The organism is Stenotrophomonas sp. ZAC14A_NAIMI4_1 (assembly GCF_003086915.1).
Classification (GTDB): Bacteria; Pseudomonadota; Gammaproteobacteria; order Xanthomonadales; family Xanthomonadaceae; genus Stenotrophomonas.
This window is the reverse complement of record NZ_CP026002.1, coordinates 1,640,865-1,665,708: the sequence shown is the minus strand read 5'-3', so window position 1 is coordinate 1,665,708 and position 24,844 is coordinate 1,640,865. Positions and strand designations below refer to the sequence as shown.

General features: G+C 68.4%; 22 protein-coding genes, 1 other RNA gene and 1 pseudogene. 8 read left to right on the top strand and 16 right to left on the bottom strand.

The window, feature by feature from the left end; translation table 11 throughout:
• Nucleotides 1-33 precede the first annotated feature (33 nt).
• Genes ftsA through mraZ form a run of 13 tightly spaced genes read right to left on the bottom strand, consistent with a single transcriptional unit; the run spans nucleotide 34 to nucleotide 14,368 of the window.
• The gene (ftsA, locus tag C1926_RS07665; protein WP_079220634.1) at nucleotides 34-1,269 is read right to left on the bottom strand and encodes a cell division protein FtsA; all 1,236 of its coding nucleotides are present in this window, start codon (nucleotides 1,267-1,269) and stop codon (nucleotides 34-36) included.
• Nucleotides 1,266-2,015 carry a cell division protein FtsQ/DivIB gene (locus C1926_RS07660; protein ID WP_079220633.1) on the bottom strand — a complete coding sequence of 250 codons (750 nt, stop codon included), beginning with the start codon at nucleotides 2,013-2,015 and terminating at the stop codon, nucleotides 1,266-1,268. Before C1926_RS07660 ends, ftsA begins: the two co-directional genes overlap by 4 nt.
• A complete protein-coding gene (locus C1926_RS07655; protein WP_108758792.1) occupies nucleotides 2,012-2,974 on the bottom strand; it encodes a D-alanine--D-alanine ligase in 963 nt (320 codons plus the stop codon). The genes C1926_RS07660 and C1926_RS07655 overlap by 4 nt, the downstream gene beginning before the upstream one ends.
• Nucleotides 2,971-4,407: a UDP-N-acetylmuramate--L-alanine ligase gene (murC, locus tag C1926_RS07650; protein ID WP_079220631.1), complete on the bottom strand. Its 1,437-nt coding sequence runs from the start codon at nucleotides 4,405-4,407 to the stop codon at nucleotides 2,971-2,973. Before murC ends, C1926_RS07655 begins: the two co-directional genes overlap by 4 nt.
• A gap of 40 nt (nucleotides 4,408-4,447) precedes the next feature.
• Complete coding sequence (gene murG, locus C1926_RS07645; RefSeq protein ID WP_079220630.1) at nucleotides 4,448-5,545, bottom strand: undecaprenyldiphospho-muramoylpentapeptide beta-N-acetylglucosaminyltransferase; 1,098 nt, start codon at nucleotides 5,543-5,545, stop codon at nucleotides 4,448-4,450.
• On the bottom strand, nucleotides 5,542-6,861 hold the full coding sequence (gene ftsW, locus C1926_RS07640) for a putative lipid II flippase FtsW (RefSeq protein WP_079220629.1): 1,320 nt from the start codon (nucleotides 6,859-6,861) through the stop codon (nucleotides 5,542-5,544). The genes murG and ftsW overlap by 4 nt, the downstream gene beginning before the upstream one ends.
• A gap of 2 nt (nucleotides 6,862-6,863) precedes the next feature.
• The gene (mraY, locus tag C1926_RS07635) at nucleotides 6,864-7,949 is read right to left on the bottom strand and encodes a phospho-N-acetylmuramoyl-pentapeptide-transferase (RefSeq protein WP_079220628.1); all 1,086 of its coding nucleotides are present in this window, start codon (nucleotides 7,947-7,949) and stop codon (nucleotides 6,864-6,866) included.
• Nucleotides 7,939-9,333, bottom strand: coding sequence for a UDP-N-acetylmuramoyl-tripeptide--D-alanyl-D-alanine ligase (gene murF, locus C1926_RS07630; protein WP_108758791.1), 1,395 nt, complete (start codon nucleotides 9,331-9,333; stop codon nucleotides 7,939-7,941). The genes mraY and murF overlap by 11 nt, the downstream gene beginning before the upstream one ends.
• A complete protein-coding gene (locus tag C1926_RS07625) occupies nucleotides 9,330-10,838 on the bottom strand; it encodes a UDP-N-acetylmuramoyl-L-alanyl-D-glutamate--2,6-diaminopimelate ligase (protein WP_108758790.1) in 1,509 nt (502 codons plus the stop codon). The genes murF and C1926_RS07625 overlap by 4 nt, the downstream gene beginning before the upstream one ends.
• Nucleotides 10,835-12,682, bottom strand: a complete 1,848-nt coding sequence (locus C1926_RS07620) for a penicillin-binding protein 2 (RefSeq protein ID WP_108758789.1) — start codon at nucleotides 12,680-12,682, stop codon at nucleotides 10,835-10,837. The genes C1926_RS07625 and C1926_RS07620 overlap by 4 nt, the downstream gene beginning before the upstream one ends.
• Nucleotides 12,679-12,942, bottom strand: a complete 264-nt coding sequence (gene ftsL / locus C1926_RS07615; RefSeq protein WP_079220624.1) for a cell division protein FtsL — start codon at nucleotides 12,940-12,942, stop codon at nucleotides 12,679-12,681. The genes C1926_RS07620 and ftsL overlap by 4 nt, the downstream gene beginning before the upstream one ends.
• Nucleotides 12,939-13,907, bottom strand: coding sequence for a 16S rRNA (cytosine(1402)-N(4))-methyltransferase RsmH (gene rsmH, locus C1926_RS07610; protein WP_079220623.1), 969 nt, complete (start codon nucleotides 13,905-13,907; stop codon nucleotides 12,939-12,941). The genes ftsL and rsmH overlap by 4 nt, the downstream gene beginning before the upstream one ends.
• Nucleotides 13,908-13,921: 14 nt before the next feature.
• Nucleotides 13,922-14,368 carry a division/cell wall cluster transcriptional repressor MraZ gene (mraZ, locus tag C1926_RS07605; protein WP_004143635.1) on the bottom strand — a complete coding sequence of 149 codons (447 nt, stop codon included), beginning with the start codon at nucleotides 14,366-14,368 and terminating at the stop codon, nucleotides 13,922-13,924.
• Between the two features lie 323 nt (nucleotides 14,369-14,691).
• Here mraZ and C1926_RS07600 point away from each other — a divergent pair, with 323 nt between their 5' ends.
• The gene (locus C1926_RS07600; protein ID WP_108758788.1) at nucleotides 14,692-15,480 is read left to right on the top strand and encodes an NRDE family protein; all 789 of its coding nucleotides are present in this window, start codon (nucleotides 14,692-14,694) and stop codon (nucleotides 15,478-15,480) included.
• A 121-nt stretch (nucleotides 15,481-15,601) separates the two neighbouring features.
• On the opposite strand, the gene rnpB is transcribed toward C1926_RS07600, so the two are convergent.
• Nucleotides 15,602-15,953: RNase P RNA component class A (gene rnpB, locus C1926_RS07595), an RNA gene on the bottom strand.
• Nucleotides 15,954-16,179: 226 nt separating this feature from the next.
• On the opposite strand from rnpB, the gene C1926_RS07590 reads away from it, so the two are divergent.
• Nucleotides 16,180-16,782, top strand: a complete 603-nt coding sequence (locus tag C1926_RS07590) for a type IV toxin-antitoxin system AbiEi family antitoxin domain-containing protein (RefSeq protein WP_108758787.1) — start codon at nucleotides 16,180-16,182, stop codon at nucleotides 16,780-16,782.
• Nucleotides 16,779-17,633 (top strand): annotated as a pseudogene (locus C1926_RS07580) (nucleotidyl transferase AbiEii/AbiGii toxin family protein). The gene C1926_RS07590 and the pseudogene C1926_RS07580 overlap by 4 nt, the downstream one beginning before the upstream one ends.
• 92 nt (nucleotides 17,634-17,725) lie before the next feature.
• Here C1926_RS07580 and rsmI read toward each other — a convergent pair.
• Complete coding sequence (rsmI, locus tag C1926_RS07575; protein ID WP_108758784.1) at nucleotides 17,726-18,544, bottom strand: 16S rRNA (cytidine(1402)-2'-O)-methyltransferase; 819 nt, start codon at nucleotides 18,542-18,544, stop codon at nucleotides 17,726-17,728.
• Between the two features lie 81 nt (nucleotides 18,545-18,625).
• Between rsmI and C1926_RS07570 the strand changes: the two genes are divergently transcribed.
• The 5 genes from C1926_RS07570 to C1926_RS07550 all read left to right on the top strand — a co-directional run bounded on the left by C1926_RS07570 (nucleotide 18,626) and on the right by C1926_RS07550 (nucleotide 23,645).
• Nucleotides 18,626-20,347: a penicillin-binding protein activator gene (locus tag C1926_RS07570; RefSeq protein ID WP_108758783.1), complete on the top strand. Its 1,722-nt coding sequence runs from the start codon at nucleotides 18,626-18,628 to the stop codon at nucleotides 20,345-20,347.
• Nucleotides 20,337-20,705, top strand: a complete 369-nt coding sequence (locus C1926_RS07565) for a YraN family protein (RefSeq protein WP_174208667.1) — start codon at nucleotides 20,337-20,339, stop codon at nucleotides 20,703-20,705. Before C1926_RS07570 ends, C1926_RS07565 begins: the two co-directional genes overlap by 11 nt.
• A gap of 82 nt (nucleotides 20,706-20,787) precedes the next feature.
• A complete protein-coding gene (locus tag C1926_RS07560; protein ID WP_108758782.1) occupies nucleotides 20,788-21,396 on the top strand; it encodes a metal-dependent hydrolase in 609 nt (202 codons plus the stop codon).
• Nucleotides 21,393-22,778, top strand: a complete 1,386-nt coding sequence (locus tag C1926_RS07555; protein ID WP_108758781.1) for an FAD-linked oxidase C-terminal domain-containing protein — start codon at nucleotides 21,393-21,395, stop codon at nucleotides 22,776-22,778. The genes C1926_RS07560 and C1926_RS07555 overlap by 4 nt, the downstream gene beginning before the upstream one ends.
• 444 nt (nucleotides 22,779-23,222) lie before the next feature.
• A complete protein-coding gene (locus C1926_RS07550) occupies nucleotides 23,223-23,645 on the top strand; it encodes a hypothetical protein (RefSeq protein ID WP_108760644.1) in 423 nt (140 codons plus the stop codon).
• A 65-nt stretch (nucleotides 23,646-23,710) separates the two neighbouring features.
• Here C1926_RS07550 and thiL read toward each other — a convergent pair whose 3' ends face one another.
• A complete protein-coding gene (gene thiL, locus C1926_RS07545) occupies nucleotides 23,711-24,667 on the bottom strand; it encodes a thiamine-phosphate kinase (RefSeq protein WP_174214121.1) in 957 nt (318 codons plus the stop codon).
• Nucleotides 24,668-24,844: the final 177 nt, after the last annotated feature.

Sequence of the window (24,844 nt, the reverse complement as noted above, 5' to 3'; positions counted from 1 at the left end):
AACCGGGCGGACCCGGGTGGTGCAGGTTCCGCGTCAGAATTCGCCGCGGAACCAGGTCTTGAGTTTCTTGAACATGCTGCCCGCGCGTCCGGTCGGCAGCGACGGCCGGCGCGGATGCTCGTTCTGGCTGCCCATCAGCAGCAGGCCCACGCCGGTGGCATGCACCGGGTTGCCCACCACTTCGCCCAGGCCGGTGACGTGCTGCGGAATGCCCACGCGCACCGGCATCTGCAGCATTTCTTCCGCCAGTTCGACCACGCCCTCCATCTTCGAGGCGCCACCGGTCAGCACCAGGCCGGCGCGCACCAGTTCCTCGAAGCCGGAGCGGCGCAGTTCGGCCTGCACCATCTCGAAGATTTCCTCGTAGCGGCCCTGCACTGCCTGCGCCAGCGAATGGCGCGGCATGCGGCGCGGCGGGCGGTCGCCCACCGACGGCACCTGGATGCTTTCCTCGGCGGTGGCCAGCTGGGCCAGGGCGCAGGCGTAGCGCACCTTGATCTGCTCGGCTTCCGGGGTCGGCGTGCGCAGCATGTGCGCGATGTCGTTGGTCACGTGGTCGCCGGCGATCGGCAGCGAGGCGGTGTGGCAGATCGCGCCCTGCACGAACACGGCGATGTCGGTGGTGCCCGCGCCCATGTCCACCAGCACCACGCCCAGTTCCTTTTCGTCGGCGGTCAGCACCGCCACGCTGGAGGCCAGCGAGGACAGCACCAGGTCGTCCACCTGCAGGCCGCAGCGCTGCACGCACTTGCTGATGTTGGCTGCAGCGGACTGCGCGCAGACCACCAGGTGGGCGTGCACTTCCAGGCGCACGCCGGTCATGCCGACCGGGTTGCGGATGCCTTCCTGCGAGTCGTCCAGCACGTATTCGCGCGGGATCGCATGCAGGATCTTCTGGTCAGCCGGGATCGCCACCGCCTTGGCCGCATCGAGCACGCGATCCAGGTCACCCCAGGTCACTTCGCCGTCGCGGATCGGCACGATGCCGGGCGAGTTCTTGCACTGCACGTGGTTGCCGGAAATGGAGGCATACACCGAGCGGATCTCGCAGCCGGCCATCAGCTCGGCTTCTTCCACCGCGCGCTGGATCGACTGCACGGTCGATTCGATGTCCACCACGACGCCGCGCTTGAGGCCGCGCGATTCGTGCGAGCCGATGCCGATCACTTCGATCGGATTGCCCGGCGAATACTCGCCCACCAGCGCCACTACCTTGGAGGTGCCGATATCCAGGCCGACGATCAGCGATTTGTCACCCTTGCGATTCATGTCCTTTCCTGCGTTCGTCTGGCCGGGGTCGCGGGTGCGCCGGCCGGCGTGGCCGGCGTTCCCCAGCTCAGGGTGAAACCATTGGTGTATCGGAGGTCGGCGCGCTCGATCGGCGCAGCCTGGTTGGCCAGCTGCGGCAGCACGCGCACGAAGCGCTGCAGGCGCGAGCGGGCATCGTCACGGCCGACCACCACTTCGGTGCCATTGCTCAGCAGCAGCGACCAGCTGCCGCGCGCGTCCATGGTCAGGCGGCGCACGTCCACGCCGGCCGGTGCGAACAGCGCGCGTGCATCGTTGTACAGCTTCACCACTTCTTCGGTCTGGCTGTCCGGGCCATCCAGCTCGGGCAGCTGCAGGTCGGCCAGCTTCTTCGGCGTGGGGAACAGCTTGCCCTGCTCGGACAGCAGGCGACCTTCGCCCCAGCGCGCGAACGGCTTGTGCTCGATCAGGGTGACTTCCAGCACGTCCGGCCACTGCTTGCGCACGCGCGCGCTTTCCACCCACGGCAGTTTTTCCAGGGCGTCCTGCGCGTCCTGCAGCTTGACCGCGAAGAAGCCGGCATGCGCGTACGGCAGCAGCACCTGCTGCAGCTGTTCCGGCGGTACCCGCTTGAACTCACCGTGCACGCGCAGCTTCGCCAGCGGCCAGCGCTCGGCGCCGACCCAGCCATTGACCACGGCCACCACCGGCAGTGCAACCACCGACAGGGCCAACAGCCAGACGAAGATGCGCAGCAGCGCGTTCATGCGTGCGTTGCCTCCAGGGTCTGTTCCAGCACGCGCCACACCAGTTCCTCGAACCCGATGCCAGCCTGCGCAGCAGACTTGGGCACCAGCGAGTGGCTGGTCATGCCCGGCGCGGTGTTCACTTCCAGCAGGAAGAAGCGGCCGCTGGCGCGGTCGCGCATCACATCCACGCGGCCCCAGCCACGGCAGCCGGCAGCGCGGAACGCGGCCAGGGCGATGCGGCGGATCTCGTCTTCATCGGCGCCATCCAGGCCCGGGCACAGGTACTGGGTGTCCTCGGCGATGTACTTGGCGTTGTAGTCGTACCACTGGCCCTTGGGCACGATGCGGATCGACGGCAGCGCGACATCGCCCAGGATGGCCACGGTCAGCTCGTCGCCCACCACCATCTGTTCCATCAGCAGCTGGCCGTCGTAGCGCACAGCCAGGGCCACCGCTTCGTCCAGGCCGGCCTCGTCGGTCACCCGGCTGATGCCCACGCTGGAACCTTCGTTGGCCGGCTTGACCACCACCGGCAGGCCGAGTTCGGCCGCATTGGCATGCACGTTCTCCGCGGTCACCTTGCGGTACTGCGGGGTCGGCAGGCCCAGCGACAGCCACACCTGCTTGGTGCGGATCTTGTCCATGCTCAGCGCCGAACCCAGCACGTCGGAACCGGTGTACGGCACACCGAAGGCGTCCATCAGGCCCTGCACGATGCCGTCCTCACCACCACCGTTGTGGCCGTGCAGGATGTTGAACACGCGGTCGATGCCGCCGGCGGCCAGCGCCGTGGCCAGCGCCGGGATGCCATCCACGGCAACCGCATCGACGCCGCGCGACTGCAGCGCTTCAAGTACGTTGCGGCCCGAATCCAGCGACACCTCGCGTTCGCTGGAACTGCCGCCCAGCAGCACCGCGACGCGGCCGAACACGGCCGGGTCGGTGGCGCGCAGCGGCGGGAAGGTCAGTGCGCTCACGCCTGGCCCTCCGCCTTGAAGCCTTCCACGGCGATGTGGCTGGCGACGGCGCCGATGTCGCCCGCCCCCATCATCAGCAGCAGGTCACCGTCCTGCAGCACGTCCGGCAGCACCGTTGCCAGCTCGGCCGCCTTGCCCACCACCACCGGTTCGCTGCGGCCACGCGCACGGATGGCGCGGGCCAGGGCGTGCGAATCGGCACCGGCAATCGGCTCTTCGCCGGCCGGGTAGACCTCGCTCAGCACCAGCGCATCGACGCTGGACAGCACGGCGGCAAACTTGTCGAACTGGTCACGGGTACGGCTGTAGCGGTGCGGCTGGAACGCCACCACCAGGCGCTTGTCGGTCCAGCCACCGCGCGCGGCGGCAAACACCGCTTCCAGCTCGCTGGGGTGGTGGCCGTAGTCGTCGATGATGCGCACCTTGGCGCCGCTGGCGGTGGTCACTTCGCCCAGGTCGTTGAAGCGGCGGCCGACGCCGGCGAAGCTTTCCAGTGCACGCGCGATCGCGTCCGGGGCCACGCCCAGCTGCCAGCCGACCGCAGCGGCGGCCAGCGCGTTCAGCACGTTGTGCTTGCCCGGCAGGGCCAGCACCACTTCCTGGCTGGTGCCCTGCGGCAGGCGCAGGGTGAAGCGCATGCGCGAGCCTTCCTGCACCACGTTCTCGGCGCGCACGTCGGCCTGCGGGCTCATGCCGTAGCTCATCACGTGGCGCGGGGTCTTGGCCGCCAGTGCGGCCACTTCCGGGTCATCGATGCACAGCACGGCCAGGCCGTAGAACGGCAGGCGCTGCAGGAACTCGGCGAACGCCGCCTGCACGCGGGCGAAATCGTTGCCGTAGTTTTCCAGGTGGTCGGCATCGATGTTCGTGATGATCGACATCAGCGGGTTCAGGCGCAGGAAGCTGCCGTCGCTTTCGTCGGCCTCGGCCACCAGCCACTGGCCACCACCGAGCTTGGCGTTGGCACCGGCGGCCAGCAGCTGGCCACCGATCACGAACGTCGGGTCCAGGCCACCTTCGCTCAGCACCGCAGCGGTCAGGCTGGTGGTGGTGGTCTTGCCGTGCGTGCCGGCCACGGCGATGCCACGGCGGAAGCGCATCAGCTCGGCCAGCATGGCCGCACGCGGCATGATCGGAATGCGCTGGCTGCGCGCTTCCATCAGTTCCGGGTTGTCTTCGCGGATGGCGCTGGACACCACCACGCAGTCGGTGCCCAGCACGTTGGCCGCCGAGTGGCCGCGCATGATGCGCGCCCCCAGGCCGGCCAGGCGGCGGGTGGCCGCGTTGTCGGCGTTGTCCGAACCGGACACTTCATAGCCCAGCGTCAGCATCACTTCGGCGATGCCGCTCATGCCGGTACCGCCGATGCCGACGAAATGCACGCGCGGGAACGCGCGCACCAGGTCGTTGGTGTCGTGCAGGCGGCGGATCATGCGCGACCTCGCGCGTGGCAGGCGCAGTGGCGGGCCTTCTTCATACAGCTTCCTCAAGAATGATATCGGCGATGCGCTCGGCGGCATCGACCTTGGCCAGCGCACGCGCGGCTTGCGCCATCTGCATGCGGCGGGCGGGATTTTCGGACAGTTCGCGCAGCAGTGCGGCAATGCCGTCGGCCAGCGTTCCATCCTGCTTCAGCAACACGGCCGCGTCGCGCTCGACCAAATACTCCGCATTGCGGGTCTGGTGATCGTCGACGGCGGCGGGGAACGGCACCAGCACGCTGCCCACGCCCACCGCGCACAGCTCGGCCAAGGTGGACGCGCCTGCGCGGCACACCACCAGGTCAGCCCACGCAAAGGCCTCGGCCATGTCGGCGATGAACGGGGTGATTTCAGCCTGCACGCCGGCCTTGGCATACGCCTCGACCGCTTCGGCATGCAGCTTCTCGCCGCTCTGGTGGCGCACCTGCACCGGCACGGCACTGCCCAGTGCAGCAATGGCCTGCGGCACACCGGTGTTGAGTGCACGCGCGCCCTGGCTGCCGCCCACCACCAGCAGCCGCAGCGGGCCCTGGCGATCGGCGAAGCGCTGTTCCGGCGGCGCGATGGCGGCGATTTCCGCGCGCACCGGGTTGCCGACGAACTCCTCGCCCTTGGCGAAGGTGCCCGGGAAACCGGTCAGCAGGCGGCGCGCGTAGCGGGCCAGGATGCGGTTGGTCATGCCCGGCGCACGGTTCTGTTCGTGTACCAGCAGCGGCAGGCCATGCAGGCGCGTGGCCATGCCACCGGGGCCGGAGGCGAAGCCACCGAAGGCGACCACGGCACGCGGCTGGCGCTTGCGGATGATCATGCCGGCCGCGCGCAGGGCGCGCATCAGCCGCCACGGCGCGCCCAGCAGGGCCAGCTTGCCCTTGCCGCGCAGGCCGGTGATGGCCAGCGTGTCGATCGGAATGTCGTGCTGCGGCACCAGGCGCGTTTCCATCGCACCGTCGGCCCCCATCCAGGTGACCGGCACGCCGCGCTGGCGCAGCACGCGGGCCACGGCCAGGCCGGGGAAGATGTGGCCACCGGTACCGCCGGCCAGGATCATCACCGGGCGGGCCTGGGTGGCCTGGGTGGAGGCGGTGCTCATGACAGCCTCCCGAACGTCGGTTCGATGCGCGACTGCAGACGGCTGGTGCCACGTGCGGCGGCCGGTGCAGCGGCAGCCACCGGCTCGGCGCCCATCGGCGCACTGGCGGCGGCCGGCGCGGCCGGTTCCGGCACGGGGGCGGCCACGGCGTCTTCGCCACCACCGATGCGCACGGCCTGGCGGCGCTCGGCGCGCTTCAGTTCATAGGAGACGCGCAGCAGCAGGCCCATTGCCACGCAGGTCATCAGCACCGACGAGCCACCCGACGAGATCAGCGGCAGGGTCAGGCCCTTGGTCGGCAGGATGCCCAGGTTCACGCCGATCGAGACGAAGGTCTGCATGCTGATCCACAGGCCGATGCCGAAGGCGATGTAGCCGGAGAAGTGGCGCTTCATTTCCACGCAGCGCATGCCCAGCCAGAAGGTGCGGCCGACCAGCAGCGCGTACAGGGCCACGATCACGCAGGTGCCCAGGAAGCCGAATTCCTCGGCGGTGACCGAGAAGATGAAGTCGGTATGCGCCTCGGGCAGGTAGTACAGCTTCTGCACCGAGTTGCCCAGGCCCACGCCGGTCCACTCGCCACGGCCCACGGCCATCAGCGCGTTGGACAGCTGGTAGCCGTCGCCCTGCTGGTCGGCCCACGGGTCCAGGAAGGAGGTGATGCGGCGCATGCGGTACGGCTCGATGATCGCCAGCGCGCTCATGCCGACCAGGCCGATGATCACCGGCATCGACATGCGCGGCATGTTGACGCCACCCAGCACCAGCATGCCGGCGGTGATCGCCAGCAGCAGGGTGGACGAACCGAAGTCCGGCTGCAGCAGCAGCAGCACCACCAGCGCACCGGCCACGCCCAGCGGCTTGAGCATCGCCGGCCAGGTTGCATTGACCTCGTCGCGGAAACGCACCAGGTAGCTGGACAGCCAGACGATGTAGAGGACCTTCACCGCTTCGACCGTCTGGAACTTGGAGATGCCCAGGTTGATCCAGCGGCGCGCGCCGTTGACGGTGCTGCCCAGGCCCGGCGTGAACACCGCCAGCAGCAGCACGAAGCAGCCCAGCAGCAGCAGCTGGTTGTACTGCTCGATCGACTTCAGCTCGGTGCGGGCGGCGACGACCGCCAGCACGATGCCCACCGCCAGGAAGATCAGATGGCGGTTGAGATAGTAGAACGGGCTGCTCATCAGTGCGATCGAGCTGGACGCCACCATGACCACGCCAATGCCCGTGAGCGCGATGATCGCGCCCAGCAGCCACTTGTCGTAGCTGCCTTCGATGGCTTCGAGGCGTGTTGCCTGGCGGGACAGGTCGTTCATTCTCAGCGCACCTTCAGGGTGGCAAGGCCGATCAGCACGAGCACGACCGAGATGATCCAGAAGCGCACGATCACGCGCGGCTCCGGCCAGCCCTTCAGCTCGAAGTGGTGGTGGATCGGCGCCATGCGGAACACGCGCTTGCCGGTCAGCTTGAACGAGGCCACCTGGATCATCACCGACAGGGTTTCGATGACGAACACGCCGCCCATGATCACCAGCACCAGCTCCTGGCGGGTGATGACGGCGATCGTGCCCAGCACCGCACCCAGCGCCAGCGCGCCGATGTCGCCCATGAAGACCATGGCCGGGTAGGTGTTGAACCACAGGAAGCCCAGGCCAGCACCGGCGATGGCCGCGCAGATGATGACCAGTTCACCGGCACCGGGGATCTGCGGGATCTGCAGGTAGTTTGCGAACACCACGTTGCCCGAGGCATAGGCGAACACGCCCAGGCCGCAGGCCACCAGCACGGTCGGCATGATCGCCAGGCCGTCCAGGCCGTCGGTCAGGTTGACCGCGTTGGAGAAGCCGACGATCCAGAAGTAGGCGATGGCCACGAAGCTGATGCCGGCCAGCGGCAGCGCGATCGACTTGAACATCGGGATGTAGAAGGTCAGCGCCGCCGGCACGTCGGCGGTCTGCAGCAGGAAGATGCCCGCAGCCAGGCCGAAGATCGACTGCAGCAGGTACTTCCAGCGCGAGGCCAGGCCGTTCGGGTCACGGCGCACGATCTTGATCCAGTCGTCGTACCAGCCGATGGCGCCGAAGCACAGCATCACCGCCAGCACCAGCCACACGTAGCGGTTGCGCAGGTCGGCCCACATCAGCACCGACAGGGTGACGGTGAGCAGGATCAGCGAACCGCCCATGGTGGGCGTGCCGGCCTTGACGAAGTGGGTCTGCGGGCCGTCGGTACGGATCGGCTGGCCGCCCTTGAACTGGGCAAGCCGGCGGATCACCGCCGGGCCGAGCCACAGCGACAGGAACAGGGCCGTCAGCGCGGCAAGGATGGCGCGGAACGTCTGGTAGTTGAACAGCCCGAACAGGCTCTCCAACTGCTGCAACCATCGAGCCAGTTCATACAACATGCGGGGAATCCTCTCCTTGCGCCAGCAGCGCTTTGACAATCGTGTCCATGGCGCTGCCACGGGAACCCTTGACCAGGCAGCGCACGCCAGCGTGCAGCTCGTCCTTCAGCGCCTGCGACAGCACGCCATGGGTGGGGAAATGACGGCCGCCTTCGCCGAAGGCGGTGGCGGCGGCGGCACTGAGCGGGCCCAGTGCGTACAGGCGCTTGAGACCGGCGGCACGCGCACGCAGGCCCGCCTGCGCGTGCAGGGCCTCGGCATCCGGGCCCAGCTCGCGCATGTCGCCCAGCACCAGCCAACCCTCTTCCGGGGCGGCGGCCAGGGCATCGATGGCGGCGGCCAGCGAACCGGGGTTGGCGTTGTAGCTGTCGTCCACCAGCACCGCACCGTTGTGCAGCTGATGGGCGATCTGGCGGCCCGGCACCGGCTGCGCGGCGGCCAGGCCCGAGGCCACCAGGGCCAGGTCGATGCCGGCGGCCAGGGCCAGGCTGGCTGCGGCCAGCGCATTGCTGACGTTGTGCCGGCCCGGCAGGCCGAGCGCCACGCGGGCCTCGCCCATCGGAGTCGCCAGGGTGAACTGGCTGCCCTGCGCACCACCGCGGATGTCGCGCGCGGTGACGTCGGCACTGTGGTCCAGGCCGTAGCGCAGCACCTTGCAGCGCGCCGGGGTGCCGACGAAATGCTGCTCGAACCAGCGGCCGTAGGCATCATCGACATTGATGACGGCCACGCCATCGGCCGGCAGCGCGGCGTAGATCGCGCCCTTGGTCATCGCCACGCCGAGCAGGCTGCCCATGCGTTCCAGATGGGCCGGGGCGATGTTGTTGACCAGCGCATAGCGCGGGCGGGCGATGTCGGTCAGGTAGGCGATGTCGCCCGGCTTGCCGGCACCCATCTCGTAGACGGCGTAGTCGGCATCTTCCGGTGCATCGATCACCGCCAGCGGCAGGCCGATCTCGTTGTTGCGGTTGCCCGGGTTGGCGTAGACCACCTTGTGCGCGTGCGCGGCCACCTGCTGCAGGATCGCCAGCAGCAGGCTCTTCACGCTGGTCTTGCCGTTGCTGCCGGTGATCGCGAACACCTCGGTGTCGCGGTCGCGCTGCATGCCAGCGGCAATCTTGGCCAGGGCCAGTTCGCTGTCGGCCACCAGCACCTGCGGCACGTCCAGCGGCAGCAGGCGCTCGACCAGCAGCGCGCTGGCACCGCGCGCCTGCGCATCGGCGGCGAAATCATGGCCGTCGAAGCGCTCGCCGCGCAGGGCCACGTACAGGGTGCCCGCGCCCAGGCTGCGGGTGTCATTGCTGACCGCATCGATGGCCACGTCGTCGCCGTGGATCTCGCCGCCGGCCCAGTGCGCGATCAGCGAAAGCAGGGTGCGCTTCATGCGATGCCCTCCCCGGCCTGAGCAGCAAGCACACCGGCCTTGGCAGCCAGCGCGGCAGCCGACACTTCGGTGTCGTCGAAGTCGTGGCGCACGCCATTGACTTCCTGATAGGGCTCGTGGCCCTTGCCGGCGATCAGGATGATGTCGCCCGCACCGGCACGCTTCACCGCCAGGCCGATCGCACGCGCGCGGCTGCGCTGCACGGTCACGGCCGAGGCATCGGTGAAGCCCGCGAGGATGTCGGCGACGATCACATCGCCATCCTCGCCACGCGGATTGTCGTCGGTGACGATGACCTGGTTGGCCAGGCGCTCGGCAATGGCGGCCATCTGCGGGCGCTTGCCGGTATCGCGCTCGCCACCGCAGCCGAACACGCAGTACAACGTGCCCTGCAGGTGGCCGTGCAGGCTGTCCAGTGCCTGTTCCAGCGCATCGGGGGTGTGTGCGTAGTCGACCACCACGGTGGGCAGGCCGTCTTCGCCGCCCAGGCGGTTCATGCGGCCACGGATCGGCTGCAGCGCCGACAGCACCCCGGCGATGCGCTCGACCGGTTCGCCCAGTGCATGCAGGCTGCCGGCCACGGCCAGCAGGTTGTCCACGTTGAAGCGGCCCAGCAGCGGCGACTGCACGGCAGCGCGCGCGCCATCGATGACCAGCTCGAAGCCGATGCCGCGACCGTCCAGCTGCAGGTGTTCCGCACGCACGCGGGCGTCGGCCGCACCGCGCGAGCTCAGGCCGATGGCCTGCACGCTGGCCGGCAGGCCGGCAAACAGCTGGCGACCGAAAGCATCGTCCAGGTTCACCACCGCCGCCTTCAGGCCCGGGCGATGGAACAGGCGCGCCTTGGCCGCGCCGTAGCTGGCCATGTCACCGTGGTAGTCCAGGTGGTCGCGGGTGAGGTTGGTGAACACCGCCACGTCGTAGTGCACGGCATCCACGCGGCCCTGGTCCAGCGCGTGCGAGCTGACTTCCATCGCCACCGCGCGCGCGCCGTCGTTGCGCAGCTGCGCCAGCAGCGCATGCATCTGCAGCACCAGCGGGGTGGTGAAACCGGTCGGCTCGATCGAACCATAAAGTCCGGCGCCCAACGTGCCGATACTGCCACTGGGCGTACCGAGAAGGTGCCAGGCCTGGGCCAGCAGCTGCACGGTGGAGGTTTTGCCGTTGGTGCCGGTCACGCCCACCATCGTCATCGCGCGCGAGGGCGCGCCATGGAACTGGTCGGCCATCGCGCCGAGGCGTGCGCGCAGGCCCGGCACGGCGATGGCATCGGCCGGTGCCGGCAGCTCGGCCGGAGCCGGCGGTTCAAACAGGATGGCGCTGGCACCGGCCGCACGCGCCTGTTCGACAAAGCCCAGGCCATGCGCGCCGAAACCGGCGATGGCGACGAAGGCGTTGCCGGGGCGCACGGCACGGCTGTCCAGCACCAGGCCGGTCAGGACGGGATCATTGCCCGCCAGGGCAACGTCCGGAAGCAACTGCGAAAGCAACATCGAAGGACTCATTGCGTGCCTCCCGCGGGCGGGGCCGGCACATGGTTCTGCGCGCTGGGCAGCGCGGCGTCGAATTCGGCGGCGGCATCGGCCGGCAGCGCGGCCTCGGCCGGCGGCGCCGGCAGGATGGAGGCCGAATGCCCCATCTTTCCGGACTGCTGGGCGGCCAGCCACGACTGCAGGTCGTCCAGCGGGACGTCCATCAGGCGCAGGGTGCCTTCCATCACGTTGTGGTACACCGGCGCCGAGACAAGGCCGCCATAGAACTTGCCGCCCTGCGGGTCGTTGATGACGATGACCGTGGCGAAGCGCGGGTTGGTGGCCGGCACCACGCCGGCGAACAGCGAGTTGTAGTGGCCACGCTCGTAACCCCCCGGGCCGGCCTTGCGCGCGGTGCCGGTCTTGCCGGCCACGTGGTAGCCCAGCACGGCCGCCTGCTTTGCGCCGCCCTGGGTCACCACCGTTTCCATCATCGACACGACCTGCTTGGCCACGCCCTCGTCGATGATCTGCTTGCCTTCGTTGCGCTGGCCCTTCACGAAGGTCGGTGCGATCAGCTTGCCGCCGTTGGCCAACGCCGAGTAGGCGGTGGCGATCTGCAGCGGCGTCACGTTCAGGCCATAGCCGTAGGACATGGTGGTCTTGGTGGCGCCATCCCAGTTGCCCGGGCGGCGCACCACGCCACCGGATTCACCGGGGAAACCGCTATGCGGCACCGAGCCGTAACCGAAGCGGCGCACGCCGTCATAGAAGGTCTGGTCGGTCATCTTCGCGGCGATCTTGGCCGCGCCGATGTTCGAGCTGCGGGTGATCACGCCGGTCACGTTGAGCACGCCGTTGTTGCGCGGCACGTCGCGGATGGTGAAGCGGGCCACCTGCATGTAGCCCGGGTTCGTGTCGATGATGGTGTCCTTGGTCACCGCACCGGACTGCAGCGCGGTGGCGATGGTCAGCGGCTTCATCGTCGAACCCGGCTCGACCAGGTCGGTCACGGCACGGTTGCGGCGCGTATCGGGCACGGCACCGTTGAGCGAATTCGGGTTGTAGGTCGGCAGGTTGACCATGGCCAGGATTTCGCCCGTGGCCACGTCCATGATCACCATCGAACCACCGGCAGCCTTGTTGGCCACCAGCGCACTGCGCAGTTCCTTGAAGGCCAGGTACTGGATGCGGCGGTCGATGCTGAGGGTCAGGTCCTTGCCCGGCTCGGCGGCGCGCAGCAGGTCGCTCTCCACCGTCTCGCCCTTGCGGTTGCGGATCACCCGCTTGGCGCCGGCCTTGCCGCGCAGCCATTCGTCAAAGGCCAGTTCCAGCCCTTCCTGGCCGCGGTCATCGATGTTGGTGAAGCCCAGCACGTGCGCCATCGCCTCACCCTGCGGGTAGAAGCGGCGGAACTCGCGCTGCGCGGCCACGCCCGGGATCTTCAGCGCGACCACCTTCTCTGCCTCGTCCGGATTGATCCGGCGGCGCAGGTACATGAATTCCTTGTCCGACTTCTGCGACAGGCGGCTGCTCAGCTCGTCCACCGACATGCCCACGGCCTGGGCCAGTTCGGGGATGCGGTCCGGCGCGCGCAGCAGGTCCTGCGGGTTCACCCAGATCGAAGCGACCGGGGTGGACACCGCCAGCGGCTCGCCGTTGCGGTCGGTGATCATGCCGCGCGAGGTCTTGATCGGCAATTCGCGCAGGTAACGCGCCTCGCCCTGGCGCTGGTAGAAATCGCTGTTGATGATCTGCACGTACGCCGCGCGACCGACCAGCGACACCGAGCACAGGCCGAGCGCCAGCGCGACCCAGCGCAGGCGCTGGCGCAGGTTGAAGGCGTTGCGCGGGCGGTTGCGGCCGGTCTTGCTCATGGGCGCACCACCACCACGTCGGCGGCTTCGGGGAACTTCATGCCCAGCTTCTCGCGGGCCACGCGGTCGACGCGGTTGGCTTCGGCCAGGGTGGCCTGTTCCAGCTGCAGGCGGCCGAATTCCAGGTTGATGTCATCACGCGTGCGCTCGGCACGCGACAGCTCGATGAACGTCTGCCGATGACGGTGACGCACGAACACGACGCCGATCGCCGAGGCCACGGTGCAGGCCAACAGGATGATCAGCAGCAGCCGGCTCATGCATCGGCCTCCCGCTTCTGTGCCACGCGCAACACGGCGCTGCGGGCACGCGGGTTGGCGGCCAGTTCTTCATCGGTGGCCTTGATGGCACCGCCGATCAGATCCAGGGTCGGCACGAACGCCACGGCCTCGGGCAGGCGGCGGTTGGCCGGCGGCGCCTTGGCCAGGCGGTTCATGTACTGCTTGACGATGCGGTCTTCCAGCGAGTGGAAGCTGATCACCGCCAGGCGGCCACCGGGCTTGAGCCGTTCCACGGCCGCATCGAGACCGGCTTCCAGATCGGCCAGCTCGCGGTTGATGTGGATGCGGATGGCCTGGAAGCTGCGCGTGGCCGGGTGGATCTTGTCCTTGCCACGCGGCATCACCGAAGCGATCAGCTCGGCCAGTTCGGCGGTGCGGGTGAACGGCTGCTTCTCGCGGCGGGCGACGATGGCACGGGCGATGCGGCGGCTCTGCCGCTCTTCGCCGTAGGTCCACAGCACGTCGGCGATCTCGCGGTCTTCGACGCGGTTGATCCACTGCGCCGCGCTTTCGCCGCTGTCCGGGTCCATGCGCATGTCCAGCGGGCCGTCCTTGCCGAAGCTGAAACCCCGCTCGGCCACGTCCAGCTGCGGCGAGGACACGCCGAGGTCGAACAGCACGCCATCCAGGCCTTCGGCCGTCGCATCCCACTGCAGCAGCTGGGCGAAGCTGCCACGGAAAATGGACACGCGCGGGTCCGGCGCGAAATCGCGCTCGGCTACGGCGATGGCTTCCGGATCCTTGTCCATGACCAGCAGGCGCCCCTCCGGGCCCAACTGGGTGAGCACGCCACGTGCATGACCGCCACGACCGAACGTGCCATCCAGATAACGTCCGTTTTCGATCACCCTCAGGCCGTCAATGACCTGGGTGTACAGGACCGGCAGGTGCACCGCCGGCGACTGCGACACCGGAAGGTGACCGGTCTGCGCTTCTGGGCGCATCCGGGCACCCCGGCTCACAACTTCAGGTCGAGCAACCCATCACCCAGATCCTCGTCAGACAATGTCTGCTGGATCAGGGCCCGATGCGCCTGCTCGCTCCACAATTCGAACTTGTCGCCCATACCGAGCAATACCGCCTTTTTTTCAATGCCCACCGCACCGCGGTGGCTGGCGGGAATGCTGATACGACCGTTGCCGTCCAGCTCGAGATGGGCGGCCGAACCGACCAGCTTCTGCTGCAACAGGCGCACGACACGCTGGGTGTTGGGCTTGGACATCACGTCGTCGCGGACCCGTTCCCATTCCGATTCGGCATACAGCCACAGGCAGCCGGCTTCGAACGGGTTGTAGGTAAGAACGAGACGGTTGTTGCTGGCACGCGCGACGAGGTCGCGGTAGGCGGTGGGAACCGCCATGCGTCCTTTATCGTCAACTGTGATGGCCGTCTCGCCCTGGAACACGACGCGTGCACCTTTCCTTCGCCCGGTGAAACATTGAACCACGAAAACCCACAAAACACCCGGATTTCCCTCTGATGCCCACCTTAGCAGCGGCCCTAGGGTTGTCAACAACTTTTCAGCGGGGAAATCGCCAGCCACATCAATGGCTTGCAGCAATGTTTAGAGAATTGTTCAAGGCTTATCCACAAGTTGCTGATCCGTCTCAATTTTTGAGATTGAACAGAAGTTCAGGGGTGTGGAGAGCGCGTGAAACATGGGCTGCGCATTCATCAAAAACGGGTTGAAAGCGGCGTCGCTCTGCGCAAACCGGGCACAATGACGCCATGTGCCTGCTTGCTCTTGGCTGGTTGCATCACCCGCGCTGGCGACTGGTGATGACCGGCAACCGCGATGAGTTCCACGCCCGCCCGACGGCGGCCCTGGCCCCCTGGCAGGACGAGCCGTCCATCATCGGCGGGCGCGACCTGCGTTCGGGCGGCGGCTGGGCCGGCGCAGGCAGTGCCGGACGCATGGCCGTGGTCACCAACGTGCGTGACCCGCTGGCCGCCCAGGCCGGCCCTTCGCGCGGCGCGCTGGTGGCCGATTTCCTGCGCGGCCGCGAACCCGCCGCCGTACACATGGACCGCCTGGCCGGCATCGCCGCGGCGTATGCCCCGTTCAACCTGTTGTTGGCCGATAGCGACAGCCTTGAGTATCTGGGCAACCATCCGGCCGAGCGCCAGACCCTGGGCCCGGGCGTGCACGGCATGTCCAACGGCGCACTGGACGCGCCCTGGCCGAAGACCCGCAGGTTGATGGATGCCCTCTCGGCATGGCTGGACGCCGATGGGGTCGGATCCCTTTCGCAAAGCGAAAGGGCTCTGACCCCAGACCTGACCCCGCTATGGAATGCCCTCGCCGACGAGCACCGCCCCGCCGACAGCGAGCTGCCCGACACCGGCATCGGCCTGGAGCGCGAGCGCTGGCTGAGCCCGGCCTTCATCCGCGGCGACGACTACGGCACGCGCGCCAGCACGGTGCTGCTGATCGATGCCGCGGGCCACGGGCAGATGCACGAACGCCGCTTCGGCGCGCAGGGTGTGTTCCTGGGCGAAAGCCGCGTCGACTTCTGAATTGATCGCGCTTGCCGGCCAGCGGCCGGCACTACCAGGGGATGCCAGGCGCGTACCCGGTAGATCCACGCCATGCGTGGATGGCATTGCCGATTCGGGCAATTGCCGATTCGAGAAATGGAGGCGGAGCCGGCCGATAAGCCGGGTTCTGTCGTGGACAGTCATTCCTCTAGGCGTTACGTCACCGCAACGCTCAAGCAACCTACCCGGATCCAACGCGGGCCGCGCCAATGGATCCCTATTTGGTCTTGCTCCAGGTGGGGTTTGCCGTGCCGGTCTGTTGCCAGACTCGCGGTGCGCTCTTACCGCACCATTTCACCCTTACCGGCCTTCCGAAGAAGACGTAGGCGGTATCTTTCTGTTGCACTTTCCGTCGGCTTGCGCCGCCCAGGCGTTACCTGGCACCTTGCCCTATGGAGCCCGGACTTTCCTCGGCACCCCCGAAGGGATGACGCGACTGTCTGGCCGGCTCCGCCAACGCGCATTCTAGCGCACGCACGCCTTTTCTGCCGTGCTGATCGCGGCGCCTGCATGGGGTGGTAGAGCCACGCCATGCGTGGCTGCAGGAATTTCCACCTCCACGCATGGCGTGGATCTACTGATCCGGCGCTACAGACAGAACCCGCACAACGGCAGGACCTGCGTTCCGAAACGTCGGTATTTATGTCATTTCGACAGACACTATGGAACACTCCGGCCATGGTTGATCCGTATGCCACTGCAAGGGAGCTGATCCAGCGCACGGGCACGGCGCGCTCACGCGACATGGTGCGTGCCGGTGTGGCGCGCGCGCAGCTGTCCCGGCTTGTCGCGTCCGGCGATCTGCTGAGGCTGTCGCGTGGCATTTACACCCTGCCAGACCTTGCGCCTGCGGAAGGACGGGAAGGACTGCTGGTCATCGCCGAACGTCTGGCCACGCCCCGACTGTGCCTGCTGAGTGCCCTGAGCCTGCATGGCCTGACCACCCAGGCCCCGTTCGAAGTCTGGATCGCCATCGGCAACAAGGATCGCGCGCCGCGGATCGACTGGCCGCCCCTGCGTGTTGTCCGCATGTCGGAAAAGACACTAGGGGCGGGACTGGAACCCCTGCAGATCGGCCACGTCACGCTCCGCGTGACCGGCGTCGCCAAGACCGTCGTCGACTGCTTCAAATACCGGAATCTCGTGGGTCTGGACGTTGCCATCGAGGCCCTGCGGGAGGCACTGGGAGCGGGCCTGACCACGATGGACGAGCTGTGGATGTATGCACGCCTCTGCCGCGTTGCCAGACTGATGCGACCTTATCTTGAAGCGCTGGCATGACTCCCACGCCTCCGGCAGACCGCGTCCGTTCCATCCGGCAACGGTTGCGTGATGGTGCACGTGCACGCAACGAAGACTTCCAGTACGTATTGGACCGGTTTGCGGTGGAACGCATGCTCTATCGGTTGTCGCAGTCCCCGTACCAGCAGCAGTTCCTGCTGAAGGGTGCGATGCTCTTCGCCATCTGGTTCGATGTACCCCATCGCCCCACCCGTGACGCCGACTTCCTGTGATACGGCCCAACCGACCCTGCGCACCTGACCCGCATCGTGCATGACCTGTGCGCGATTGAGCTGGACGACGGCCTGTACTTCGATGCCGCCTCCACCGTCATCGATCCGATACGCGAAGGATTCACCTATCAGGGCCTCCGCATGCGCCTGCAGGCGCGTCTGGGCAACGCGCTGTGTCACGTGCAATGGGACGTCGGCTTTGGCGATGCCGTTCTTCAAGCACCACCGGAATGTGAGTACCCGGTACTGCTCGATGAGTTCCCGCCGCCGCGCCTGCGGGTGTACCCGCGGGAGGCCGTCTTCGCCGAGAAGCTCGAAGCCATTGCGGCCCTGGGCATCGCCAACAGCAGGATGAAGGACTACTTCGACCTGTTGGCGCTCGCTCGTGAGGGTCAGATGGTGAGGCCCGCACTGGTCGCGGCGATAAGCGCGACGTTCGAACGGCGAGGTACACGCTGGACGCAGCCAGTGCCCTTCGGCTTGTCGGAGCAATTTGCCGACGATCCCCACAAGCAGGCGCAGTGGACTGCATTCCTGCGCAGGAATCGCCTGCACGCGGAGTCCCTGGACGCCGTAGTGAGGGACATCAGCGCCTTCGTCCGCGCCCTGAACAGGTAACGCGGGCCAAGGCCTTGGGGGTCGGAGCCCCTGCGGGGATCCAGAATCCTTGATTCCCGCCGCGCTACGCGCTCGCCGGGCACGGCCCGGCGCTACCGGCCGTACAACGCCTTGCGCGGGGCTCCGGTCAGTTCGGCCGCCAGCTTGGCGGCGGTCGACGGCGGCAGGTGCTCGCTCAGCTTGGCGTAGACGTGGCGGCCGTGCGCCAGCTGCGCCTCGGCATCGTCGCCGGCGCCCTGCACCATCACCACGAATTCGCCCTTGCGCTGGTTCTCGTCGGCTTCGACCCTGGCCAGCAGGCCGGCCAGATCGCCGTCCAGCACGGTCTCGAACAGCTTGGTCAGCTCGCGTGCCAGCACCGCCGGGCGCTCGGCGCCGAAGATCGCCGACATGTCCGCCAGCGATTCGACGATGCGGTGGGACGATTCGTAGAACACCATCGTGCGCACCTCGCCGGCCAGCGCCTGCAGGCGGTCGCGGCGCCCGCTGGCCTTGGCGGGCAGGAAGCCCTCGAAGCTGAAGCGATCGCTGGGCAGGCCGGCCACGCTGAGCGCGGCGATGGCCGCACAGGCGCCGGGAATGGGGCTGACCTTGATGCCAACCGCACGCGCGGCGCGCACCAGGCGGAACCCCGGGTCGCTGACCAGCGGCGTGCCGGCATCGCTGACCAGGGCCAGCGACTCGCCGGCCTGCAGGCGCGCCACCAGGCGCTGCGACAGCGCCTCTTCGTTGTGCTCGTGCAGGGCCACCAGCGGTTGCTGGATGCCGAAATGGGACAGCAGCTGGCCGCTGCGGCGGGTGTCTTCGGCACAGATGGCCGCCACCGAACGCAGCACCTCCTGCGCGCGCGGGCTCAGATCGGCCAGGTTGCCGATCGGCGTGGCGACGACATACAGGGTTGGCACACTCATTTCAGCGGTACTCACGGGGCAAGGGTAGAATCCTAGCGTGTACCTGGCCAAGGCCGCTGCCCTCATCGCATGGACCCGATCATGAACAAGCCCGCCGCACGCATCTCCGCCCTGTCGTTGTCGCTGATGCTTCTGGCCGGTTGTGCCACCACCAGCTTTACCAGCGCCCCCGAATCGCCGGCCCAGAGCCAGGCGCTGGCGCTGATCGAACAAGGCAAGCCGCGCGACGCTGCCCTGCAGCTGGAAGCGCAGGCCGCCACCCTGCGTGGCGGTGCCCGCAGCAACACCCTGGCCGATGCGGCCTGGGCCTGGCACCTGGCCGGTGACAGCGCCCGCGCGCGCAGCCTGCTGGGCCAGCTGACCGCGCGCCAGCTGTCCGGCGCCAGCCTGCAGCGCTTCCAGCTGGCCAGCGCCGAGCTGGCCCTGGCCGACCAGCAGCCTGCACAGGTGCTGGTCCTGCTGAAGGACCCGGGCGACAACGTGCACCCCAGCCTGCGCACGCGCTGGCACCTGGCCCGCGCCGCCGCGCTGCAGGCCAGTGGTGACGGCTTCGCCGCTGCCGGTGAGCGCGCCCGCGCCCACGCCGGCCTGGCGGGCACCGCCCGCAGCGAGAACCAGACCGCCATCGCCGGCCTGCTCGGCACGCTGGACGACGCCAACCTGCGCAGCCGTGCCACCGCGCTGCCGGCCAACGACCCGCTGTACAACTTCGCAGGCCGCGCGCTGATCGCCCGTGGCCTGCCGCTGCCGCGCCCGTTCGACCGCGAGGGCGCGGCCCAGTTCGATACCAGCAAGCGCCCGCCGGCCATGAGCGACGGCTACCGCCCGCCGGCGAAGATGGCCGTGCTGCTGCCGCTGAGCGGCCGCCTGGCCACCGCCGCACAGCCGGTGCGCGATGGCCTGCTGACCGCCTATTACGGTGAAAGCCGCCGCCGCCCGGACATCAACTTCTTCGATACCGCCGGTACGCCTGCCGGCGCGCTGGCGGCCTATGACAAGGCCGTCGCCTCCGGCGCCGACTTCGTGGTCGGCCCGCTGGGCCGCGACGAGGTGGATGCGGTGTATGGCCGCCAGCCGCTGCAGGTGCCGGTGCTGGCGCTGAATCGTGGCAAGGATGCGCCGCCGGCCGGCAGCGCAGGCTTCTCGCTGGCACCGGAAGACGATGGCATCGTGGCCGCCGAGTACCTGCGTGGCCGCGAGCGCAACCGCGCCCTGGTCATCAGCAGCAACGACGACACCGGCCGCCGCGCCGCTGCCGCCTTCGCCCAGCGTTTTGCCCAGCGCGGTGGCCAGGTGGCCGCCACGGTGGCCGTGGCTGAAGCCGTGGGCGATGTCAGCGCGCAGGTGCGCAATGCCGGCCAGATCGATGCGGTGTTCCTGGCGGTGCGTGCGCCGCAGGCACGGCTGCTGGCGCCGCAGCTGGCCCTGGCCGGTGCCGGTGGCGCCACCCGCGTCGGCACCAGCCAGCTGACCACCGGCAGCGGCAAGGCCGAGGAAGACGTGGCGCTGGACGGCATCATCTACCCGAACGAAGCCTGGAACGTGCGCAGCGTGTCCGGCGTACCGTCGGCCGCACAGGTGGGCCAGACCCTGCCCAGCGCGCGCGGTGCCGCCGGCCGCCTGTTCGCCTTCGGTGCCGATGCGTGGAAGATCAGCGCCTATCTGGAAAAGCTGTCGAACGAAGGCGGCCTGGATGGCGCCACCGGTACGCTGTACCTGGACAGCAACGGCAACATCCTGCGCCAGCCGGCGTGGTCCACCTTCAGCGGTGGCCGCCCGATGCCGATCGTCGGTGGTCGCTGAGCACCTGCAACGGGGCTCGGCGGTGGAAGCCGCCGCCGAGCAGCACCTGCAACAGGCCGGGTTGCAGCCGCGCGCACGCAACGTGCGTTACCGCGGTGGCGAACTGGACCTGGTGATGGACGACGCGGGCACCGTGGTGTTCGTGGAGGTGCGCTACCGCGCACGTTCGGATTTCGGTGGCGGCGCCGCCTCGGTGGATGCGCGCAAATGCCGGCGCCTGGCCCACGCCGCGCTGCTGTACCTGCAGGATCACCCTGCCTTGGCCGACGCGCCCTGCCGTTTCGATGTGGTTGACGCCAGTGGCGATCCGCCGCAGCTGCGTTGGCTGCGGGATGCGTTCCGGCTGGATGATTGCTGATGGCTGCCCATTGCCGGCCAGCGGCCGGCACTACCCCGAGCGATTGCCGGCCAGCGGCCGGCACTACCACGGTGTGTGACTGATGCCGTCGATCATCACCCATGCCGCCGTGCCGCTGGCGCTGTGGTGCGCCGCTGACCGCGGCCGTATTCCGCCGCGCCTGCTGGCCGCTGGCGTGATTGCCGCCATGCTGCCCGATGCCGACGTGCTGGCCTTCGCCCTGCACATTCCCTATGCCGATGCGTTCGGCCACCGTGGCGCCAGCCATTCGCTGCTGTTTGCGCTGGTCGTGGCGGCCTTGGCGACGCTGTTGCTGAGCTTTGGTAGTCGCCGACCTTGGTCGGCGGTTCTGTGCCAACCAAGGTTGGCATCTACCACGGCGCGGCCAACCGCGGCATCGACCGTGCAGGCCGCGGTCTTCGTCCTGGTCTGCGCGGCCAGCCATCCGCTGCTGGATGCGATGACCTCGGGCGGGCTGGGCGTTGCCCTGGCCTGGCCGTGGAGCGAGCTCCGCTTCTTCGCACCGTGGCGACCGATCCGCGTATCACCGTTTGCCCCGCAGTTCTTCAGCGCGCGTGGCCTGGCCACGTTGCTGTCCGAACTGCGCTGGGTGTGGCTGCCGCTGGCCACCGCCGTGGTCGCCTGGAAACTGATCCACCCTGCCCCTGCCGTTCCCCGGGAACCCTCATGAGTACTGCCCTGCCCGCCCCCCTCGTTGCCGAACTGTCCGCCCTGCTGGGCGCGGAGGGCTGGCGCATGGATGACACCGCGCTGGAGGCCAACGCGCAGGACAATTCCTGGCGCCGGCAGCGCCCGGAAGCCGTGGCCCTGCCGGCCGATATCGAGCAGGTGCAGGCCCTGGTGCGTGCGTGCCGCGCGCATGGCGTGGCTCTGGTGGCGCGCGGCGCGGGCACCGGCACCACCGGCGCGGCGGTGCCGCAGCCGGGCAGCATCGTGCTGTCGTTCACCCGCATGGACCGCATCGTTGACATCCGTGCCGGTGACCGCTGCGCCGTGGTACAGCCCGGCGTCCTGAACGGCACGCTGCAGCAGGCGCTGGCGCCGCACGGCCTGTTCTGGGCACCGGACCCCTCCAGTGCGGAGATCTGCAGCATCGGCGGCAACCTGGCCTGCAACGCCGGCGGCCCGCGCGCGGTGAAGTACGGCACCAGCCGTGACAACGTGCTGGGGCTGGTCGCGGTCACCGGTGCCGGCGAAGTGATCCGCTGCGGCGGCGCCTATACCAAGGACGCCACCGGCTACGACCTGACCCATCTGCTGGTGGGCAGCGAAGGCACGCTGGCACTCATCGTGGAGGCCACCCTGAAGCTGACGCCGCTGCCGGTCAGCCAGGCCGGCCTGCGCGTGCTGTACCGCGATGCCGACGCCGCCGCTGCCGCCGTATCGCGACTGATGTCGCAGCCGGTCGTGCCCACCCGCCTGGAATTCATGGATGCACGCAGCCTGGAGCTGCTGCGGTTGAATGGCGCCGATGTTCCCGAGGCCGGCGCGATGCTGCTGGTCGAAGCCGATGGCGACCACGACACCCTGCCCTACCTGCTGCAGGCGCTGGCCAGCGCCGCCGAAGGCGAGGGCATGATCGAACTGGACGTGGCGATGGAAGGCCGCGCGCGCGACCAGCTGTGGGCCGCCCGCAAGGCGCTGTCGCCCGCGCTGCGCAGTGTTGCCCCGGGCAAGATCAACGAAGACGTGGTGGTGCCAGTGTCGCGCATTCCCGATCTGGTGGCCGGCGTGCAGGCACTGGCGCGCGATTACACGCTCACCATCGTCACCTTCGGCCATGCCGGCAACGGCAACCTGCACGTCAACATTCTCTACCACCCTGAGGATGCCGAGGAGAACGCACGCGCGCAGGCCGCGCTGCCGAAGATCTTCGAGCTGACGCTGGCACTGGGCGGCACGTTGTCCGGCGAACATGGCATTGGCATCGCCAAGCGCGATTTCATGGCCCAGGCGTTCACCGCGGAGACGCTGGCGGCGATGCGCGCGATCAAGGCGGCGCTGGACCCGGATGGCATTCTCAACCCGGGCAAGGTGCTGCCGGCGGCATAAATGCCGCTGTAGAGTCGAGCTTGCTCGACTGTCGTCGGCCGCAGTCGAGCAAGCTCGACTCTACGAAAAGCAGTTTGTCGCAATCGGCATGCGTTGACGTGCTTCGCCGCGAAGCTGCAACGATTCGTATTTTTTCTACTTTGCAACTTTCCTCATTGGGCGCCAGGCGCTTGCGGCCAATCATGGGCGCGCCACCGACAACGGGTGGCACGGGACTCCAATCCCGTTCTGATCTGAAGGTTGTATACGTTTGCCTGCCGGCGTCGCGCATCCCGTGTGCGTGGCGTCGGCAGGCACTCTGTCCGCGCATCTATGGCGGGCGGTGCGTGGAGGGTTTCGGCCCGCCGGCTTCATTCAGATCACCGGTATTGGAGCCACGCATCGTCCGCCACCCTCGCGTTCTCGCGCCGGTGGCATCCCGGTTTCATGCACAAGGACGCCAAGATGACCGCAATCGAATATCCCTGTCTGTTCGCCACGCTGGGCGAAGCCGCCAAGCAGTTGCCCGATGAGCTGGCACGCGCACTGGAACGCACGCTTGCCGCCACCCCGGCGGCGAATGACCCTGAGTACTCGCCTGGCAGCATCACCGTGCTGGACTGCCTGCAGCGCATCCGCCAGGGCGAAGCCGCCGATGGCCAGCCATGGCCGAGCGATGGCCACACACCCGGCCAATGCATGGCGCTGGCGGGCATTGATCGTGCCAATGCCGGGCAGACCTTCCTGCTGGAACTGCTGCACGCCATCGAACGCACCCGCGTGGATGGCGATGAGAACCCACAGATGGGTGATGCGGCGCGCGAGGGGATTCTGTTTGCCTGCCGCGCGTTGGCCGAGTACGTGGGTGTGCAGGTGCGCGCGGCGTAGCGGGCGCCATCCCGCACCTGCACCGCGACGCGGTAGCGCCGGGCCAAGCCCGGCGTGTCCCTGTATCAGGCGAAGTGCTGGTACCCGCCGCTGGCGGGTTCACCATCGACCTGCACGCCCTGCCCTTCGGTGATGCGGCCGACGCGGGTCAGCGGCACATCCAGCGATTCGGACAGGTACAGCAGCGCATCGCGCTGGTCGGCTGCAGCGGTGAAGCACAGTTCGTAATCGTCGCCGCCATGCAGCGCGCACTCGCGCGCACCGTCGCGGCCCAGCAGGCCACGCAGTTCGGGCGAGATCGGCAGCACGTCGGCATCAATCTGGGCAGCGACGCCACTGCGCGCCGCGATGTGGCCCAGATCGGCCACCAGGCCATCGGACAGATCCACGGCGGCATGCGCGAAGGCACGCAGGCGCAGGCCGAGGGTGACCCGCGGGGTGGGACGCAGCAGGCGCAGGCGCAGGGTTTCGTAGTCACCCAGCAGGGTGGCGGTGGCCACGTCCAGCGCGCCCTGCTGCCAGAGCTTCAGTGCACCGGCGGCGTCACCGATCGTGCCGCTCACCCAGACATCGTCACCCACCTGGGCGCGGTCGCGGCGCAGCGCCTGGCCGCGGCCAACCTGGCCCATCGCGGTCACCGTCAACGACAGCGGGCCGCGCGTGGTGTCGCCCCCCACGAGGGCCATGTCGTGCTGGTCGGCCAGGGCGAAGAAGCCTTCGGCGAAGGCGTCGATCCACTCTTCGCTGGTGTCCGGCAGGGACAGTGCCAGCGTGCACCACGCCGGGCGTGCGCCCATCGCGGCCAGGTCAGACAGATTGACCGCCAGGGTCTTCCAGCCGATGTCGTAGGCAGGGGTTTCCGCCGGGAAATGCACGCCGCTGTTGAGCGTATCGGCGGTGACGACCAGTTGTTCGTTGGCACGCGGCTGCAGCAGCGCGGCGTCATCGCCGATGCCGAGCAGGATGTCGTCACGCTCGCTGGTGCGCGCGCGGATACGGTCGATGAGGGCGAATTCGGCCAGGGACATGGGGCGCTCCGGCGGGTTGCATGGATGGGCGGCGGGCGCGAATGCGGGCGGATCTTGCCGATCGGATGGAACGGCCGGGGTAGAGTCGACTGTCAGTCGACTGCTCTCCCGTCCGACACTACGACTGCTGATCGAAAGGCAGTCGACTGACAGTCGACTCTACCGAAGCAG

Bases quoted from the DNA above. Each gene is read 5' to 3' on its own strand.
- ftsA (WP_079220634.1), bottom strand. From the start codon at position 1,269: ATGAATCGCAAGGGTGACAAATCGCTGATCGTCGGCCTGGATATCGGC.
- C1926_RS07660 (WP_079220633.1), bottom strand. From the start codon at position 2,015: ATGAACGCGCTGCTGCGCATCTTCGTCTGGCTGTTGGCCCTGTCGGTG.
- murC (WP_079220631.1), bottom strand. From the start codon at position 4,407: ATGATCCGCCGCCTGCACGACACCAACGACCTGGTGCGCGCGTTCCCG.
- murG (WP_079220630.1), bottom strand. From the start codon at position 5,545: ATGAGCACCGCCTCCACCCAGGCCACCCAGGCCCGCCCGGTGATGATC.
- ftsW (WP_079220629.1), bottom strand. From the start codon at position 6,861: ATGAACGACCTGTCCCGCCAGGCAACACGCCTCGAAGCCATCGAAGGC.
- mraY (WP_079220628.1), bottom strand. From the start codon at position 7,949: ATGTTGTATGAACTGGCTCGATGGTTGCAGCAGTTGGAGAGCCTGTTC.
- murF (WP_108758791.1), bottom strand. From the start codon at position 9,333: ATGAAGCGCACCCTGCTTTCGCTGATCGCGCACTGGGCCGGCGGCGAG.
- C1926_RS07625 (WP_108758790.1), bottom strand. From the start codon at position 10,838: ATGAGTCCTTCGATGTTGCTTTCGCAGTTGCTTCCGGACGTTGCCCTG.
- C1926_RS07620 (WP_108758789.1), bottom strand. From the start codon at position 12,682: ATGAGCAAGACCGGCCGCAACCGCCCGCGCAACGCCTTCAACCTGCGC.
- ftsL (WP_079220624.1), bottom strand. From the start codon at position 12,942: ATGAGCCGGCTGCTGCTGATCATCCTGTTGGCCTGCACCGTGGCCTCG.
- rsmH (WP_079220623.1), bottom strand. From the start codon at position 13,907: ATGCGCCCAGAAGCGCAGACCGGTCACCTTCCGGTGTCGCAGTCGCCG.
- C1926_RS07600 (WP_108758788.1), top strand. From the start codon at position 14,692: ATGTGCCTGCTTGCTCTTGGCTGGTTGCATCACCCGCGCTGGCGACTG.
- C1926_RS07590 (WP_108758787.1), top strand. From the start codon at position 16,180: ATGGTTGATCCGTATGCCACTGCAAGGGAGCTGATCCAGCGCACGGGC.
- rsmI (WP_108758784.1), bottom strand. From the start codon at position 18,544: ATGAGTGTGCCAACCCTGTATGTCGTCGCCACGCCGATCGGCAACCTG.
- C1926_RS07570 (WP_108758783.1), top strand. From the start codon at position 18,626: ATGAACAAGCCCGCCGCACGCATCTCCGCCCTGTCGTTGTCGCTGATG.
- C1926_RS07560 (WP_108758782.1), top strand. From the start codon at position 20,788: ATGCCGTCGATCATCACCCATGCCGCCGTGCCGCTGGCGCTGTGGTGC.
- C1926_RS07555 (WP_108758781.1), top strand. From the start codon at position 21,393: ATGAGTACTGCCCTGCCCGCCCCCCTCGTTGCCGAACTGTCCGCCCTG.
- C1926_RS07550 (WP_108760644.1), top strand. From the start codon at position 23,223: ATGACCGCAATCGAATATCCCTGTCTGTTCGCCACGCTGGGCGAAGCC.